The organism is Cupriavidus gilardii, from assembly GCF_013347325.1.
Classification (GTDB): Bacteria; Pseudomonadota; Gammaproteobacteria; order Burkholderiales; family Burkholderiaceae; genus Cupriavidus; species Cupriavidus gilardii.
Genome location: NZ_CP054624.1, coordinates 1319292 through 1337358, shown reverse-complemented (window position 1 = coordinate 1337358; position 18067 = coordinate 1319292). Strand labels below are relative to the sequence as shown.

Annotated in this window: 7 protein-coding genes; 1 reads left to right on the top strand and 6 read right to left on the bottom strand. The window is 69.3% G+C overall.

The window, feature by feature from the left end; genetic code table 11:
* Positions 1-95 precede the first annotated feature (95 nt).
* Positions 96-10976 carry an LWXIA domain-containing protein gene (locus FOB47_RS06135; protein WP_174780299.1) on the top strand — a complete coding sequence of 3627 codons (10881 nt, stop codon included), beginning with the start codon at positions 96-98 and terminating at the stop codon, positions 10974-10976.
* A 103-nt stretch (positions 10977-11079) separates the two neighbouring features.
* Here the strand turns inward: FOB47_RS06135 and FOB47_RS06130 are convergent, their stop codons facing one another.
* The 6 genes from FOB47_RS06130 to FOB47_RS06105 form a co-directional block, all read right to left on the bottom strand.
* Entirely contained in the window at positions 11080-12270 is a 1191-nt protein-coding gene (locus FOB47_RS06130; RefSeq protein ID WP_174780298.1) for an amidase, read from the bottom strand.
* Positions 12271-12341: 71 nt separating this feature from the next.
* Positions 12342-13394, bottom strand: coding sequence for an ABC transporter ATP-binding protein (locus tag FOB47_RS06125; RefSeq protein ID WP_390884865.1), 1053 nt, complete (start codon positions 13392-13394; stop codon positions 12342-12344).
* Positions 13395-13404: 10 nt separating this feature from the next.
* Complete coding sequence (locus FOB47_RS06120) at positions 13405-14469, bottom strand: ABC transporter ATP-binding protein (protein WP_174780297.1); 1065 nt, start codon at positions 14467-14469, stop codon at positions 13405-13407.
* Positions 14470-14473: 4 nt separating this feature from the next.
* Entirely contained in the window at positions 14474-15361 is an 888-nt protein-coding gene (locus tag FOB47_RS06115; protein WP_174780296.1) for an ABC transporter permease, read from the bottom strand.
* 15 nt (positions 15362-15376) lie between these two features.
* The gene (locus FOB47_RS06110) at positions 15377-16327 is read right to left on the bottom strand and encodes an ABC transporter permease (protein WP_151022538.1); all 951 of its coding nucleotides are present in this window, start codon (positions 16325-16327) and stop codon (positions 15377-15379) included.
* Positions 16328-16358: 31 nt separating this feature from the next.
* Positions 16359-17936, bottom strand: coding sequence for an ABC transporter substrate-binding protein (locus FOB47_RS06105; protein WP_244959309.1), 1578 nt, complete (start codon positions 17934-17936; stop codon positions 16359-16361).
* Positions 17937-18067: the final 131 nt, after the last annotated feature.

Below are 18067 nucleotides of genomic sequence, written 5' to 3'. Positions count from 1 at the left end.
TGGTCGACCGCGGTCTGCGCGGCTGCCTTCCCGCCGTTCTTGTCGCCGTTCTTAACGCCGTTCGCATCGCCCCCGTTCCTCAGGAGAAGAGCGTCATGCTGGATTTCAAGGACCTGATGCAAGCCCGCGAAGCCATTCTCGCCGCGGCCCGTGCCGCCGCCGAAGCGGCCGCGCGCGCGGCGGCCGAGGAAGCCAGGCGCGCGCAGGCACGCGAGGCCGAGCGGCAGCGCGAGGCGCAGGAAGCCGAAACCGCCCGGCGCAACGAACAGAACAACCAGGCCCAGCAGGCGCAACAGGCAAATCAGGCCCAGCAGGCGAACCAGGCCAATCAGGCGCAGCAGGCCGAGCAGAAACAGCAGCCCGACCGCGCGGCGAACAGTCAGCCCGTGGTCACGCCGGCGCTCTACACCCCGCAAACGAATCCTGGCGGCGTGGTCCAGGTCAAGGGTCCAGGCGGCGACAAGCCGGCCACCGATCCCGCGCAGCAGGCGCGCGACGAGGAGCAGGACGAGGCGAAGGGGCACACCGATCGCTGGCACAAGGACGCCAAGGGCGCCTACGACGACAGCGAGACCAAGCGCAATGCCGGCACGATGACCGATGCCGACTGGAAGCCGATCGAGCAGAAATACGGCATGGTGATGGCCGGCGCGCAGAACGAGCTGCGCGTGGCCGCCAACCAGGCCGCGGCGACCGGCGGCGACGACAAGGCGATCGCCGCGGCGGTTGACGCCAAGGCGAAGGAGATCCGCGAGCGCTACAACGATCCGGTGCTCGACCAGAACCTCGACATGATCAAGGACGGCTTCCTGAAGGCCGAGCCGACGCAGCAGGCCCGCGACACGCAGGGGGCGCGCTTCGAACTGGGGCTCGCCGAGGACCGGCTCGATCAGGCCGAAGCCACGTTGCAGCGCGAGGAGAAGGCGCTGTCCGAGATCCCGATGGGCATCCGCCGTGGCGATCCCGAGAGTGGCAAGGCGGTCAGCGACGCGCGCGCGACCGTCTACGAGGCGCAGCAGACGCGCGACAAGGCCGAGGAGACCTACCTCGGCACGATGCGCGTCGAGATCGATACGCTGGCGGCGCAGCTTTACAAGAAGGACGCCGACACCGAGCTGGCCAATGTCCGCAACCAGCCGCACGACCGCTCGCAGTCGATGACGGATCGCGGCTACGACCTGACCGAGGCGCAGAACCGCGTCGACGACGCGCAGGCGCAGCTCGACGCGCTGAAGGCGGGCGATGGCGTCAAGGTGCCCGACAGCTACCGCCAGCAGGCCATCGAGCAACTGCAGGGCCGCTATGGCAACGACCAGGGCATGCGCGCGGTCATCGATGCCGCCGACATGCAGGGGCGGATTGCCGGCGAGCTGGAGAACCTGACCCCGGAGACCGACTTCGAGCGCGAGCTGGCGAAGACCGATCCGACCACGCTGGCGATGGCGCAGGTGCAGGGACTGACGCTGGATCCGAAAGCCACGATGGATCCGAACTCGGCGACGCCGCGCGACCTGTCGCAGCACGAGCGGGACCTGATGGAGTTCAACCCGGCGGCCTATGTCATGTACAAGTCGCTGGGGGCGGACTACCTTGTGCCGGCCGACAATGCGCCGCCGAACGATCCGACCCGGAAGGCGTTCGAGGCCGGTGTGAAGGACTCCGGCCTGGTGATGTACGCGTTTACCGAGACGCAGCGGCGTGCGCAGGGCGGCGAGGGCATCAGCAAGGAAGAGAGCGCCGCGGCGGCAGCGGGCATGCAGCGCATGCTGTCGCTGATGAAGGGCGCGGTGCCGATACGCGAAGGCTATCTGCAGGAAAACCTCAAGCAGAAGCTCGATGCCGGCGACTTCGTCGGCGCGCTGAAGCTGCGCCAGGGCGCGGCCAATGCCGCGCAGACAGAGCAGGAGCGCGAGCGCTATCTCGCCGTGGAGGGCAACCGCTTCGGCAGCGAGGCCTTCCGCGCGCAGATCGAGGCGTCGATGCGCAAGGACCTCGAAGGCAAGACGCACGACGACGACTACAAGCCGATCATTGGCCAGGAGACGATGTACGCCGACCGGGTCGGCCAGTACATGCAGCAGGTCGCGCCTTACCTGACCGAGGAGGATGCCACCACGCTGCTCGACACCGTCAAGAGCGAATACAGCAACGACTGGACCGGCCGCAATGTCGCGCCGGCCGGCGGCACCTACAACGACTGGAACGACTTCTACCATGGCCTGGCCGCGGTGGTCGACGCCGCCGACGCCGGCTACTACGGACGCAATCCCGGCGCGGAACCGGGCACCGGTCCGGCCGCGACCTCGACCGCCAGCTGGCTGGCCAACGAGGACAACGACGTCTTCACTATGGTGATGCAGAACCAGGTCGGCGGCACGCAGGGACGGATCTATGGCGGCGCGCAGGACGCCGCGGCGAAGGGACACACCGGCCTGTCGCTCGCCTTTGCCAGGGAACTGAAGGACCACGACCGCGCGCCGGCGATGGCCGACTACGACCTGACCCGCGCGATGGATCGAGGCTACGAGGAATACAGCGGCACCGACAAGGCCAAGGAAGACCAGCGGCGCTTCGAACTGGACAAGGACGAGATCCTGCAGGGCACCTTCGATTCGCTGGCGCTGCGCAAGGACGAGTTGACCGTCAAGGCCGGCGACGACAAGGCGCTCGACAATGCCATCGCGCTGGCCGCGCCCAACGCGGATCCGAAGCTGATCAAGGAACAGCTGGCCGAGGACGCACCGGAAGGCGCCACCATCAAGGTCATTCCGATGTATGTGACCGGGCCCGGCATGTCGCCTTACCAGAGCGCGGTGTTCGAGTTCGTCAAGGACGGCAGGACCCTGTGGGTCGACGACCAGGGCGCGGTCTACGGCAAGGGCGATCAGTCCGCCGAACGCGACTTCCAGGAAAACAACGAGCTGCACGACAAGGGCACCGTCTACCTGGCGAGGGACCTGAACCTCGGCGCGGACGGCCATGCCGAGTTCGACGACATCGACGCCCACATCGTCACCGGCGGCGAGAAATTCCGCGCCTGGCTCGATATCGGTGTGGCCGCGGTCGGCGCGATCGGCGGGCTCGGCGTGATGGTCGCCTCCGGCGGCACGCTGACGCCGCTGGTGGCGGTGGCCTGGGGCGGCATGCTCGGTTCGATGGGCTATGGCCTGGCGGTGACCGCGGTCGATGCGAACGACATGGCCACGCATGGCCGCTCGCTCAATCCGCTGGACAACGCCCGCGCCTTTTCGCTGTGGGCCAATGGCTTCGGCTCGGTGGCCGGCATGGCGGGGCTGGGACTGGGCAAGGGCGCGGCGCTGGCGATGCGGGCCGGCGGCACGCTGGGCGGCAACGCGTCGACGTTCTCGCAGATGGCGGCCAGGACCCTGGCCGGCAACGCCAACCGCATGGCGATCGGCAGCCGCGTGTTCAATGGCGCCGCGTTCGGCTCCGGTGCGATCATGACCGGGCAGCAGGCCATCACCTTCGCGCAGCACGGCGGCGACATGACGATGACCGAGAAGCTGCAGAACGGCGCGATGCTGCTGATGGGCATGACGCAGATGATGCCCGCGGGCATCCAGATCCGCAGTGCGCAGGCGGTGCATAACGCCACGCGGCGCATCACCGGACGCCATCCGGCCGCCGAGGCCGCGGCACAGGCGCAGGCCCTGCAGCAGGCGGTGCAGGGGGGCGACACCGCGGTCAACGGCCGCGATGCCGAGCTGCCGTGGCGCGTGCGTCCGAACCAGGACGGCGCAACGCAGGGACGCCACCCTGGCGAGACGGCGGGCCCGCTTCGTGCGGGCGGGGACGAGACGGGCCAGCAGCACGGCACCACGGGCCGGCCGGCGGCCGTGCCGGGGCGCGCCGGCGAGGCCGAGAGCGGCGTGCCGCCGCGCGTCGCGGCCGAGCCGCCGGCCGATGCGAACCCGGCCCCGCGCACGCCGGCCAACGCCACCGACGGCAGCGGCTCGCGCAGTTTCACCCCGCAGAAGCTCGGCACCTGGCAATCGGTCAAGCTGGCCAGCCGGCTGACCTTCGACGCGGCGGTGGCGCAGGGCGTCCGGCTGCAGGACGGCGTGGTCAATCGGATGATGGACCGGGCGATGCAGCAGGCCGTCACCAGGTACATGCGCGAGGCCGGCGAACGCAGCCGGCACGGCGAGGCGCCACCGGCGGCAAGCCGCACCAACACCAGCGGTCGCAGCCGCCGCCGCGCCGAGGCGCGCGCGGACGCGCGCGGCGATGCCCGACCCAATGTCCGCAGCGCGGTGTTCGCACATGGCGGCGGCGGCCGTGCCGCCGTGCTCGAGGCCGCGCGCGCCGAGCCGTCGATCGTGCTGCAGAACGCGATTTCGCCGCTGGACCGCGTGGCCGGCATGGACGGGCGCCCGATGTCGCTGTCGGTGCCCTATGGCGCCGAGCTGGCGGCGCGGGCGCTGCAAGATGTCGATACGGTGCTGATCGCAACGTCGCCGGCGACGCTGCACGGCGGCGCCGACACGCATGGACCGCTGGGCGCGGCGACGCTCGGCGCCTATCTGAGCGCGCTGGGCAAGGAGGTGATCTTCGTCACCGACCCCGCGCACGAGGCGCTGCTGGCCGATCTGCTGCAGGGCGAACTTGGCCTGGCCGATGCCCGCATCGAGACCTTCACCGCCACCGATTCGACCGGGGCCGCCCAGCAGGCGCAGGCGCTGCTGGCAAAGTATCGGACCCAGGCCGTGGTCGCGGTCGAGGTGGCCGGCCGCAACCGCGCCGGCGAATACCGGCTGGCCAACGGCGAACGCCTCGACGGTGCGCCGCGGGTCGACCAGCTGCTGGTCGAGGCCAATGCCAAGGATCTGGTCACCGTGGCGATCGGCGCCGACAGCCATACCGCGGGCATGCGCTCGGCGCTCGAGCGCGCGATGACGTCGCTGCATGTCGAGCCCGCCGATATCGACCAGTGGTCGGCGGTCGGCGCGAGCCATCCGGTGGTCGGCATGAACACCAACCTGGCGGCGCAGGCGGTCGGCTTTGCGCTGCAGCGCGCGTCCGGCAGCGACCACGCGATGCCGACGACCGATCGCGTCGCTGCGATGATCGACCGCATGGCCGCGCTGCACGCGTATGACAGCGTCACGCTGGAGCGCGGCGCGACCAGCATGCGCGGCCTCGACAAGCGCAGCTTCCTGGGGCTGTACGAGCTGCTGCAGGCGCAGGCCAGGCAGTTGCCGGATGGACTTGACCTGGCGCAGATGCTGGACGGCATGCAACGCCGCTTCGTGCCGAAGGGCGTGGACCCGGAGCAGTTCGGCATCAAGGTGATCGACGACATCATCGAGGTCACCGTATTCGACTCCAGCAACGGCGGCATCCTGGCCGCGATGAACATCGCCCGGCATATCTTCTCGATGACCGGCAAGCGCGTGCAGCTGGTCGCGTACGGCGATCACGCCGCGGGCACCTACGGCGGGCGCGAGCGCGACGACCTGATCCGCCGCGTCAACGACGGTTTGCACGCGATGCACCAGCAACAGGCCGATGCCAACGCGCTCGGCTGCAACACGGCGTGCATCACCTATCCGGAAGGCTGGGCCGGGCTGAGCGAGCGCGATTTCATCAACCTGATCCACACCACCGCCCGCGCGATGGCCGAGGACGGCGGCCGCAATTTTGCGCTGGTCGCCACGCCGGGCACCGTCAACAGCCATGCCTATCGCGATGCGGTGGACGCGCTGCGCACCGGGCAGAACGTGCTGGAGATCGGCGCCAACGAGTGGGCCGCCGCGGTCAACGCGCTGCAGCACCAGGCCAAGCAAGGGCCGGAACTGGTGGCGATCCAGAAGCTGGTCGCCAAGTACATCAACGCCGAGCGGATTCCGCCCGAGACCGAGTCGCTGTGGCTGTGCTGCACGCACTATCCGGCGCTGGCCAGGCTGATCCGCCAGCAGCTCGATGCCAGCGGCCTCGGCCACGTCAAGCTGATCGACCCGATGCAGTACCAGGCCAAGGCGCTGGTCGACCGGCTGATCGAGCGCGGCGTGCTGAAGCAGGACGATTTGCTGCCCGAGCCGATTCCGTTCGAGGAGGTCAGTGCCCAGGACATGCTGCCGCTGCTGGCGGTGACCACGGGCCGCGCCAGCGAGGTCGTGCGGCTCGCTCAAGGCATGACCGAGGATCCTCGCGCGCGTGCGTTCGGCGTGCCGGAGTTCAGCGCGAGCACCGATCCGGGCCAGATTCGCGGCATTCTCGATGCCAACCGGATGCCGGCCGCGATCGACGCGATGGTGACCGGCTATACCGGCCGCAATATCGACCGGCTGGCGATTCCAAAGGGGGCGGTGCACGCCGCCGCGGCGATGGCCGATGCCGAACACGTGCTGCTGCTGACCGGCTTCTCGGTGGCCGAGGGCTTGCCCGAGACCGACGGACCGCCCGGAACCGTGGCGCTGGGCGCGATGCTGCGCGCCGCCGGCAAGCGCGTCAGCTATATCGTCGATTCGGCCAACCAGCCGATCCTCGAAGCGGCGCTGGCCGACATGGGGCAGCCGCTCGATTCCGTCCACGTGTTCGACGAGCATGCGGACAGCAGCTCGCCGGTGGTCCGCGCGATGCTGGAGGAACTGCGGCCCGATCACGTGTCGTCGATCGAACTGCCCGGCCGCACGGCTGCCGGCACCAAGCACAATATGCGCGGGGTCAACCTCGACGATTTCACCCCGGGTATCGATGCGTTCCTGAAGGCGGCGCAGGAGATGGGCATCGGCACCTCCTCGGTCGGCGATGGCGGCAACGAGGCCGGCATGGGTAACGTGGCGGCGTTCGTCCCGCTGGCGCCGGACGGCACGCCGATTGCCTCGACGGTCCGGACCGACATCCTGGTGACCGCCAGCGTGTCCAACTGGGGCGCCTATGCGATCGGCGCCGCGTTGCTGCGTCAGCTGGGCAAGGCCCACCTGATGCCGACCGAGAACCAGATCCTGTCGGCCATCGAGGCGTCGGTCCACGCCGGTGCGGTCGACGGTGTGTCGCGGCAGCGGGTCCCCACGGTCGATGGCTTCTCTCCGGAGGTCCATGCGGCGGTCTACCGGTTGCTGCGGCACTGGGCCGGCGCCGAGGCGACCACCGGCCCCGGCGCGCCGGTCCCCGCACTGATCGGCACCGCGATGCCGCGCCGGCAGCCGCGCTCGGTGCTGGAAGACCTGTTCGCGCACGGGCTGCGGCGTCCCTTCCATGGCGCCGACGAGGGCGGGCCCGGCAACCTCCAGGCCCGGCATGTGCCCGCGATCGTCGATCGCAGCTGGTCGCTGCGCGATGGCGTGCCGGGCATCGACGCGGTCGCCACGATGATCGACAGCGTGCATGCGACCGGCGGCCGTCTGGCCGGCGTCAAGTACGTGGCGGTGCGCGACGCCGATGCGGCCAATGCCAGGCCCAAGGTGATCGGCGCCTTCGATTCGCCGCTGCAGGCCGCCGCGCAGCTCGACCGGCAGGCCGCGGTCGGCGTCAAGGTCCGGCTGCAGGTCGTGCCGGCGGCGCAGTACCAGCCCGGCCGCGTGCCGGCCGCCGACGATGCGATCGGTACCGTGCCGCTGTCGCGGCGCGACGGCAGCACGGTACCGGGCGAGATTGCGCTGAACCGCGGCTACGAAGGCGATATCCGCGTGGCGCTGCCGGAAGGCTTCGTCGAAGGCCTGCCGCTGGTACGCAACGAGGCGGGCGAGCGGATCGATGTGCTGCAGCAACTGGGGCATTTCCCGCGGGGGAGGGCGCATCTCGATCTGGCCGCCGAGGCGGGCTACGTGACCTTCGACAACCGCGCGATGCCGATCTCGGTGCCGCAGGTGCCCGGCTACTTCACGGTGCGGGCCGAGGGCGCCTACCAGGGCGTGCGCATGGACATGGACGGCAGCGGCCGCCCCGACTACGACGCGGCCGCGCTGGCCGACCGGATCCGCGCGCACCCTGACTATCGCGAAGGCATGCCGGTGCTGATCTACGACTGCTTCGGCATGGACGGTCCGCTGCCGCTGGCGCAGCAACTGGCCACCGCGCTGGACGCCCGTGTCTACGCGCCGGACGGCAGGTGGGAGATCCGCGGCTGGCATGACGGCGGCGATACCGTCTTCGGCGGCGCGATGCGCGTCGATGCGAGCCCCGAAGCGATGGCGCAGTCCGATGCGCCGGTGCACAGCCAGGGCGGACGCTTCTACGGCGCCATGCCGGCGCTGCCGATCGTCGGCGTCAGCGAAGGCGGACGGGCGCTGCCAGACAGCGCATTGACGATGCCGCGCGGCGATGCGCCGAGGCCGGTCAACGCCGCCCGCGACGGCAATGACATCCACGCCGCCGATCCCGCCGCGTGGCGTACCGCGTCGCCGCGCCATGCCGATGCGACGTTCGGCGCCTCGCGGCTGAAGGTGATGGTGCCGGGCGACTACAACGTCGTGCTGGGGCGCTTCGATCGCGAGCGCGGCCTGCTCGACGAGAACGGCGAAGCGGTCGGCGCACATCGGCTCGCGCTGGAACTGGCCGACGCAGGCAAGAAGGACGGCGCGGTCGTGCTGGCGCTCGACGGTGGCAGCCAGCATGCGCGGCGCGCCTTCGCGCAGCAGGTGGCGGACGTGATGGGCGTCGACGTGATGCTGCCGGCGGCGGATTTCAAGCTCGATACGCTGGATGCCGCCGCCACGCGGGCCGCCGCCAACAACGCAGGCGGCCCGCCCAAGCCGGTACTGAAGCTCGATCAGCAAGGCGTGGCATGGCAAACGCTGCAACCGCAACCGTATCGCCATGCCAACCGCAGTTTCGCGGTCGACGGCGTCGACGCGGTGCGCCTGGTCCACGACGATGGCCGGCAGACGCCAGTCGACCTGGCCCACTATCTGGGCCCGCGGCTGGGCTCGGGCGCCGTCAAGACGGTGTTTGCGCTGGGCAACAGCCATGCGGTGGGGCTCGGCAACGACAGCATGATCGCCGCCTTCCCGATGGGCGCCGAGCGCGAGGCGATGGCGCAGGTCGAGGCGCTGGGCATGCCGACGCTGCGCATCCATGGCGGCGACGGGGACACGGTGCTCGGCCATCCGGCCATCGTCTATGAACGCTATCTGGCCGGCAGTGCGGACCTGCTCGACGGCAACGGCAATCTGCTGCCGCACTACGCGGCGCGGATGAACGCGCGGACGCTGCGCGATCTCGATGCGATCGAGCACGGTATCGAGAACGGTGCGGACGGGCGCGGCCTGCTGCTGCAGGACGTCGAGTTTGCATTCTTCGCCGATGGCAGCGTCAAGATCGCCGACGTGATGTCGGTCGAGCCCGGCGGCGGCCTGGCCGCGCATGGGCAGGCCGTGGTGACGGTGCTGGCGAAGATGCGCGAGGCCGCGCAGGCCAATGTGGCCCGCGTCGCGACCGATCCGCAGGGCACGGTGCGCTCGGCCACGTTCCGGCATGGCGGCGAGCCGGAGGCCGAGGGCGCGGCAGCGCCTGAACCGGGCGAGTCGAACAAGCCGACGCCGGCCAACCCGCAGCCGGCATCGTCGTCACCCACGCCGGCACCGCGCCCGTGGAAGCTGCGCGCCACCGTGGCGGCATCGGTCGGCGGGGCCTTCGCCACCGGGGCTGCGGCCATGCCATTCATGCCGATGCCTGGCACCGCGGCGTCGGTGGTGGTCGCCGGCTCCTGCTTCATCTATCGCGGCGGCGTCGCCGCCGGCCGCACGGCCTTCGCCAACCGGGTGATCCGCCGCACCGAGCGGCAGACGCCTGCCGATGTCGCCTGGCTGCGCAAGGCCCTGGCCAGCGATCGTGCCGCGATCTGGGGGATCAGCGAGAACAACCGCAAGGTATTCGATGCGCATATCCAGGTCCTCGAGCGGCATGTCGGCGCGGAGACCAACAAGCCCTCGGCGGAGGAGGTTGCAGCCGCCGTGCAGGCGCTGAAGCAAGCCGGCACGGCGCTGCTGACGCCGGATACCGTCGCCGGCCGCATCAATGACGGCCTGCAGATCGGCACGCTGGCGATCAACAACGCGACGACGGTGACCTGGTTCATGCATCACGGCGTGGACCTGGGCAATGTCGCGACGTACAGCAACACGGCGTTCCTGGCGGCCAACGGCGTGCTGGCGAGCTTCAACATCGCCAACCGCATCGGCTACCACGCCAAGGTCAAGCTGCCCGCGCTGCCCGCGGCCCATACGCGCAAGTTCGTGATGAGCATGTATGCCGCCGGCGCGATTCCGCTGGCGGTAACGGACGTGATGACGTACGGCGGCGTGGCCGGCGGCCTCGGTGCGGCGAGCCTCGCCACCTTCGGTGTCGGTGCCTTCCTGCAGTCGCGCGTCGAGCGCGGCGTCGCCAACGGGGAGTTCAACAAGCTGGCAGCGGACAAGGGCGGCAATATCCAGCTGAAGCCGGACCAATCGCTGCTGCCGCGCAAATGGGAGTTTTTCGGCCGGGCGATGCCGTATGGACTGGTACTGCTGGGCGGCGGCGTGATCGTCAACTTCGGCATGAAGATCCTGCTGGAGACCCTGGGCAGCGACGAGGAAGACCAGCCCGTCAAGCCGCCATTGCCGTCCTCGACGCCATCGGCGCCGCCGACGCAGGAGCCGTCGCCGACGCAGCCGGCTCCGACGCCACCGCCGCGCTCGGAAAAACCGTCCGAGGAGCCGAAGCCGCCGACCACCGAACCGCCTGCGCAACAGCCGGAGCCCGAGCGGCCGCGTCCGCGCAACGGACGCGTGACCGTGCAACCCTACCATGCCGGCGTCGAGACTTCGACGCTGTGGGGCATCGCGGCGACGAACCTCGATACGCTGTTGTCCGATGGGCAGAAGGAGGACGCCGAGGCCGAGGCAATGACCACGGACCAGCAGGTTGCCGCCTACGCGCTGCGCGAGCTGATCAACCTGAATCCGCAGTACAACCTCGCGGAGAACCCGGACCACATCGAGCCGGGATGGGTGCTGGATGTGACCCGATAAGCTGACCGATAAGCTGACCCGATAAGCGATTGGCAGAACCACAGGCGGCCGCTGCCACCCCGTCGTCCCTGCTTTCGCGGGAACGACGGAGGTATTCCAGGGCTCAGCCCAAGGCGGCCACCACGCGCTCGGCCAATGCGATCAGACTGCGGTCGCTGCCGGCGGGCCCCAGCAGGGAAAGGCCCAGCGGGGCACCATCGCGGCGACACAGCGGCAGGCTGATCTGCGGAAAGCCGCTGAGGCCGGCGAGGCACAGCATCTGCACGGCGCGGTTGCGATAGTCCTCGAGCGTGTCGAGCGGCGCGTCCTGCAGCGGCGCGATATCGGGCATCGTCGGCAACAGCAGCACGCCGTCGTCGCCAAGCAATGCGGCGAGGTGGGCGGTGAACGCCCGGCGCACCTGCATGGCCTCGTCGCACTGGCCAGCGGTGACGCTCTTCGAGAACGCGAATCGCGCCGCCACGTCGGCACCCAGCCGCAGCCCGTAGCGCTCGATCATGTCGCCATCGCTGTGCCAGGCTTCCCGGCCTTGCACATAACGGAAGGCCCAGTACAGGTCGTCGATCGGACGGTCCGCGGCCGCGACGGCATCGCCGTTGCCCAGTGCGTGCTGGATGCGAGCCGCCACCGGGAGCAGCGCATCGCGCGCAGCGGGCTCGGCCAGCGCGAACAGATCGTCCGCCAGCAGCAGGCGGACCGAAGCTGGCAAGGTGTTGGCATCCGGGCCCAGCAGCACACCGGCGACCCGCGCAAACGTGCCGATATCGCGCGCGAAGAAGCCGCAGGTATCGAGGCTGTCGCACAGCGGCAGGCATCCCGCCAGCGAGATGCGGCCATGCGTCGGCCGGATCCCGAACAGGCCGCAATGGCTGGCGGGGGCACGTACCGAGCCGCCAGTGTCGGTGCCCAGCGCAAAGTCGCACAGACCGTTCGAGACCGCCGACGCGGAACCGGAGGAGGAGCCGCCGGTGATGCGCTCCGGTGCCGCGCCGTTGACCGGCGCGCCATAGTGTGCGTTCTTGCCGTTCATCGAGAAGGCCAGCTCGTCGGTATGGGTCTTGCCGACGAAGGCCGCCCCCGCGTCCAGCAGGCATTGCACCGCGGGCGCCGTGGACGGCTTGATGCCGGACATCGCCAGCACATGCGGGTTGCCGCCGCCGGTGGGGTAGCCCGCCACGTCGAACAGGTCCTTGGCGGCGAAGCGCAGCCCCCGCAAGGGCCCGTCGAGCGCGTGCGGCACGTCGGCTTCTGGGTAGGGCATGAACGAACGGGAAGGGTGCGATGCGAGGCTCATGGGGTCTCCGCAGGGTTTGGCCCGACCGGAGGGCCGGGCGATGCGCGATGGTCGGAACCGGTCCGGTGGGGTCAGGCCACGGCCAATGCAGGTTCGGTGGCAGCGGCGAGCACGCAGCTGACGCGGTGACCGTCGCCGACCGAGACGGGCTGCGGCACCTGCCGCAAGCATTCGGGCCGCGCATGGGCGCACCGTGGCGCAAAGCTGCAGCCAGCGGGCAAAGCGGCAAGGTCGGGCGGCGATCCGGGGATGGTCGCCAGCCGCTCGCCGCGCGCCATGCCGTGCTGGCGGCCTTGCAACAGCGCGATGGTGTACGGATGACGCGCGTCGCGCAGCAGCGTCCGGATCGGCCCTTCCTCGACGATGCGGCCGCCGTACATCACCGCGACACGATCGGCGATCTCGACCGCGGCGCCGATATCGTGGGTCACAAATACGATCGACAGGCCCAGCGCGCGTTGCAGTTCGCGCAGCAGGATCAGCACCTGGATCTGCACGGTGGCGTCGAGGGCGGTGGTGGGCTCGTCGGCCAGCAGCACCTTCGGCCTGGCCGACAACGCCAGCGCGATCATCGCGCGCTGGCGCATCCCTCCCGACAGCTCGTGCGGATAGGCGGCCAGGCGGCGCTCGGGGCTCGGGATGCGAACCGCCTCCAGCGCCTGCAGGGCCCGCTTGCGGGCTTCCCCGGCCGAGACGCGAGCATGGGCGCGGATGCACTCGACGATCTGCTCGCCAATGGTGTAGACCGGGTCGAGCGCGAGCAACGGCTCCTGGAACACCATGGCGACGGTGCCGCCGCGGATGCTGGCCAGGCCTTTGGCATCGAGCCGCATCACGTCGGTGCCGTCGATCACGATGTCGCCGGTCATCGTCGTGCGGCGGGGCGGATGCAGCCGCATCAGCGCGCGCAGCGTGACGCTCTTGCCCGAGCCCGACTCGCCGATCAGCGCGACCGCTTCGCCGGGAGCCACCCGCAGCGAGACGCCGTTGACCGCGCGGATGGTCTTGCCGCCGGCGTCGAAGGCGACATGCAGGTCGCGCACGGAGACCATCGGCGGGTCGGACGAAGGCGTGGCGGTCGGTGCCGATGCGCCTGGTGCCGATGCGATGACGGGGGCATTCATGCTGGTCTCCTCAACAGGCATCGGCAACGGCGGCCTCGGCTCGCCGCGCCGTTGCCCGTGAATGGCCGCTGTCCGGTTCCGCCATCAGGCAGGACACCTGATGGCCGGCGATCGTCGCGGACAGCACGGGCGCGCGCCGCGCACAGACGGCCTCGGCCAGGCCGCAGCGCGGATGGAAACTGCAGCCCGGTGGCGGATCGATCGGATTGGGCGGATCGCCGGCGAGCGGCGGCGTCAGCGTGCGGCGGTCCGGGTCCATCGACGGCATCGACGCGAGCAGGGCACGCGTGTAGGGATGGGCCGGGTTGGCGTAGATCGCCTCGGTATCGCCAATCTCGACGACCTTGCCGAGGTACATCACCATCACGCGATCGCACAGATAGCGAATCACGTTCAGGTCGTGGCTGATGAAGACGTAGGTCAGGTCGAATTCGGCCTTCAGGTCCAGCAGCAGGTTCAGTACCTGGGCCTCGACCGACTTGTCGAGCGCCGACACGGCCTCGTCGAGGATGACCAGGCGCGGCCGCAGCACCAGCGCACGGGCGATATTGACGCGCTGGCGCTGGCCGCCGGACAGCTCGTGCGGATAGCGGCCGCCGAAGCGCAACGGTTCGAGCCCGACGCGGCCGAGCAGGTGGCGGGCCCGCTCGATGGCCTCGCGCGCCGGAATGCCGTGCACGCGCGCGGTGAAGGCGATCGATTCCTCGATGGTCAGCCGCGGGTTCAGCGACGAATAGCTGTCCTGAAACACCATCTGCACCTGGCTTCGGTAGCGCTTGAGCGGCAATTGCGCCGAGCCGACGCCTTCCGCGTCGAAGATCAGCTCGCCGCTGTCCTGCGCGGTCAGCTGCATCAGCAGCCGTGCCGTGGTCGACTTGCCGCAGCCGGATTCGCCGACCACGCCGAGCGTCTCGCCCTTGAGCACGTCGAAGCTGACGCCATCGACCGCACGCACGGCGCCGGCGCGGCGTCCAGGAATGCCGCCCTTCAACGGAAAATGCTTGACCAGATCGCGGGCAATCACCAGCGGCTGGGCCGGGCCGCCAAGATCGACGTTCGGTGTGGACAGGGGCATCGGCTCAGTCCTTGATTTCCATCGCCGAGCGGATGCCGTCGGCGAGCAGGTTGAACGAGATCGACGTCACGAAGATCATCGCCCCGGGCAACGCGGCCACCCATGGCTGGGTATAGATCGCGGTGCGCAGCGTGTTCAGCATCAGGCCCCATTCGGGCTCCGGCGGCTTGACGCCCAGACCCAGGAACGACAGCCCGGAAGCCAGGATCATCGACACCGAGATCAGGCCGGTCGCATAGACGAAGATCGGTCCCAGCACGTTGTTCAGCACGTGCGCGCGCACGATGGTCAGCGCGGAGGCACCCGACGCCCGCGCGGCATCGACAAATTCCCGGTTGCGTACTTGCGTGGTGACGCTCTCGGCCACGCGCGCAATCTGCGGCACGAAGACGATGGTCAACGACAGCAGCGCATTGCCGACGCCGGCGCCCAGCGTGCCGGACAGCGCGATGGCCAGCAGCACCGAAGGAAAGGCGTAGAAGATGTCGACCACCCGCATGATCGCGGTATTGACCCAGCCGCCGGCATAGCCGGCCACGATGCCCAGCGCGCTTCCCAGCACGAACGCGATCAGCACCGGCGTGATGCCCATGAACAGCGACAGCCGCGCGCCCAGGATCAGCCGCGACAGCATGTCGCGGCCCAGCTCGTCGGTGCCGAGCGGATAGCCTTCGGTGCCGATCGGTTTCAGGCGCTTCAGAATCGACGACGCATAGGGATCGGCCGGCATCAGCAGCGGCGCGAACAGCGCGACGAGGATCAGCGCGAGCAGGATCAGGGCCGCGGCGATCGCGAGCCTGTTGCGCAGCAGGCGGCGGCCGACCGTGGTCCAGTAGCCGGGGGAGCGCTCCGCCGTGGCCGGCCGGCCGGTATTGTCCAGCGTCATTTCCATGGCTTTTTTCCGGGGCTAGTTGCGCTGGATGCGCGGATCGAACAGCGTCTGCAGCGCGTCGACCATCAGGTTCAGCAGCACGAAGAACACGGCCAGCACGAGGATGGTTCCCTGCAGCAGCGGGAAATCGCGCTGGAAGATCGCCGAGTTCAGCAGGAAGCCGGTGCCGGGCCACGCGAACACCGTCTCGATCAGGATCGAGCCGCCGAGCAGATAGCCCAATTGCAGGCCCATCACGGACAGCGCGGTCGGGGCGACGTTCTTGACCACATGACGGAACACCGCCAGGTCGGACAGGCCGCGCGCCTTCAGTCCGACAATGAACTCGTTCGACAGGATCTCGGCCACCAGCGCGCGGATGGTCCGCGCGACGATGCCCATCGGAATCACCGACATCGTGATCGCCGGCAGCAGCATGTACTGGAGGTGCTCCCAGTCCCAGCTCCAATCGCCTGAGCCGCCTGGGCCCGCGCCGGTCGCCGGCAACCAGCCCAGCATCACCGAAAACACGATGGCCAGCACCATGCCGAGCCAGTAATGCGGCACGCTGACGCCGAACACGGACAGGAACGAGGCCGTGCGGTCGATCGCGGAATCGCGCAGGTAGCCGGCGACGAAGCCGAACAGGCAGCCGAAGGTAAAGCCGATCAGTGTGGCCACCGCCGCCAGCCGCACCGAATTGACGACGGCGGCGGCCACCTCCTGCATCACCGGGCGGCTGGTGGCGATCGACGTGCCAAGGTCACCGTGCAGCGCACGCGTCAGCCAGTGCACGAATTGCTCGATGAAGGGCTTGTCGAAGCCGTACAGCGCGGCGAGCTGCCGGCGCATCTCCTCGGAGGCGTCGGGCGGCAGCACCGACACCAGCGGATCGCCCGGCGCGATATGCACCAGCGAGAAGCACAGCAGCGCGACGCCCAGCAGGATGGGCAGCGCATACAGCGCGCGGCGAAGCAGGTAGGACATGGTCGTGGCCGGAAAGTCGGTCGGGTTCCGCTCAGTCCATCGACATGGTGGCGATGTCGATGAACCAGCTTTGCGGCTGCACCACGCCCTTGACCTTCTTCGAGATCGCGCGCGGGCCGACGTCATGCGCGATCAGCACGAACGGCGCCTCCTCGACGATGCGGGCATGCAGCTTCGCCAGCGCGGCGTCCCGGCCCTTGTCGTCGAACGAGGTGCGGGCGGTCTCGATCAGCTTGTCGAACTCCGGATTGCTGAAGTAGCCCCAGTTGTTCGAGACCGGCGGCTGGGTCTTGCTGCTGACGAAGCGCACCATCGCGAAGAACGGGTCCATCGCCGCGAAGCTGACGTTGATCGCATTGGCACCGTGGGCACTGGCGTCTTTTGCGCCGATACGCCAGTTGGTAAACAGCGTGTTCCATTCGACTACGTCGAAATCGACGTCGATGAAGCACTCCTTCAGGTTCTGCTGTACGTATTCGTTCATCGGCAGCGGCTGCATCTGCCCGGAGCCGGACGCGGAGACCTGCACCTTGACCTTGACCGGCCTGGCCGCCGAATAGCCTGCCTCCTGCATCAGCTTGCGGGCGCCGGCGGGGTCGTACTTGATGTCGAACTTCGGATTGCCCCACCACGGGTTGCCCGGCTCGACGATGCCCTTGGCCTCGGCCATATAGCCGCCGAGCAGCGTCTTCAGGCCCGAGCGGTTCACGCACAGATTGGCCGCCTGCCGCACGCGCTTGTCCAGCCACGGCGAGCCCGGCGCGAACGACAGCTGCCACGGCCACATATGCGGCTGCGTGTTCGAGTAGACCTGGAAGCCGCGGCTCTTGATCTGCGCGATGGCGTCCGGTGCCGGCGCCTCGATCCAGTCGACCTGGCCGGACAGCAGCGCCGCGGTGCGCGCATTGGCCTCCGGCATCGGGATCATCACGACCTTGTCGATCTTCGGCACGCGCTTCGCGTCCCAGTACTGGGCGTTCTTCACCACCTCGAGACGCTCGCGCGGCACGAAGCGGCTCATCTTGAAGGGGCCGGTGCCCGCCGCATCGGCGGCGAAGGCCACCCACGCCTGCTTGGAACGCTCGATCGGGTCGCTGACCGAGGCCGGCACCGCGGCGAACTTCTTCTCCCATTGCGTGGGGGACGCCATGAACAGGTTGGTCAGGTTGTACGGCAGGAAGGAGTCCGGCTCGGAAGTGGTCAGCTCCACGGTCATGTCGTCGATCTTGCGCGCCGAGCGCAGCGTCGGCATCCGCGACGCGGTCACGCCGACCTGGCTGGGGTCGAACTGCTTCGCGGACTTGTCCAGCACCTTGCCGACGTTCCACACCACCGCATCGGCGTTGAAGGGCGTGCCGTCATGGAACTTGACGTTGGGGCGCAGCTTGAAGACCCATCTGGTCTTGTCCTTGGCGTCCACCTTCCATTCGGTGGCAAGCCCGGGGACCAGCAGGCTGGGGCCGTCGCTCTTGGACAGGTCCCATTGCGTCAGGCCGTCGTACATCGGAATGCCGCTGAAGCGGTTGCCCTCGAAGCCCTGGTCCGGCTGGCCCAGCGTACGAGGAATGTCGGCCGCGGTCATGCCGATGCGCAGGACCTTTTCGGCCATCGCCGACCCCGGCAAGGCCAGCAGCGACAGCGCGAGCGCCGCGCCGATGCTGCCAAGCCGTTGACGGGCGCCGGTTGCCGATGCGGCGGTGGCGTGGGAAGCGGCGGTCGACATCGATGCGAAAGCACAGG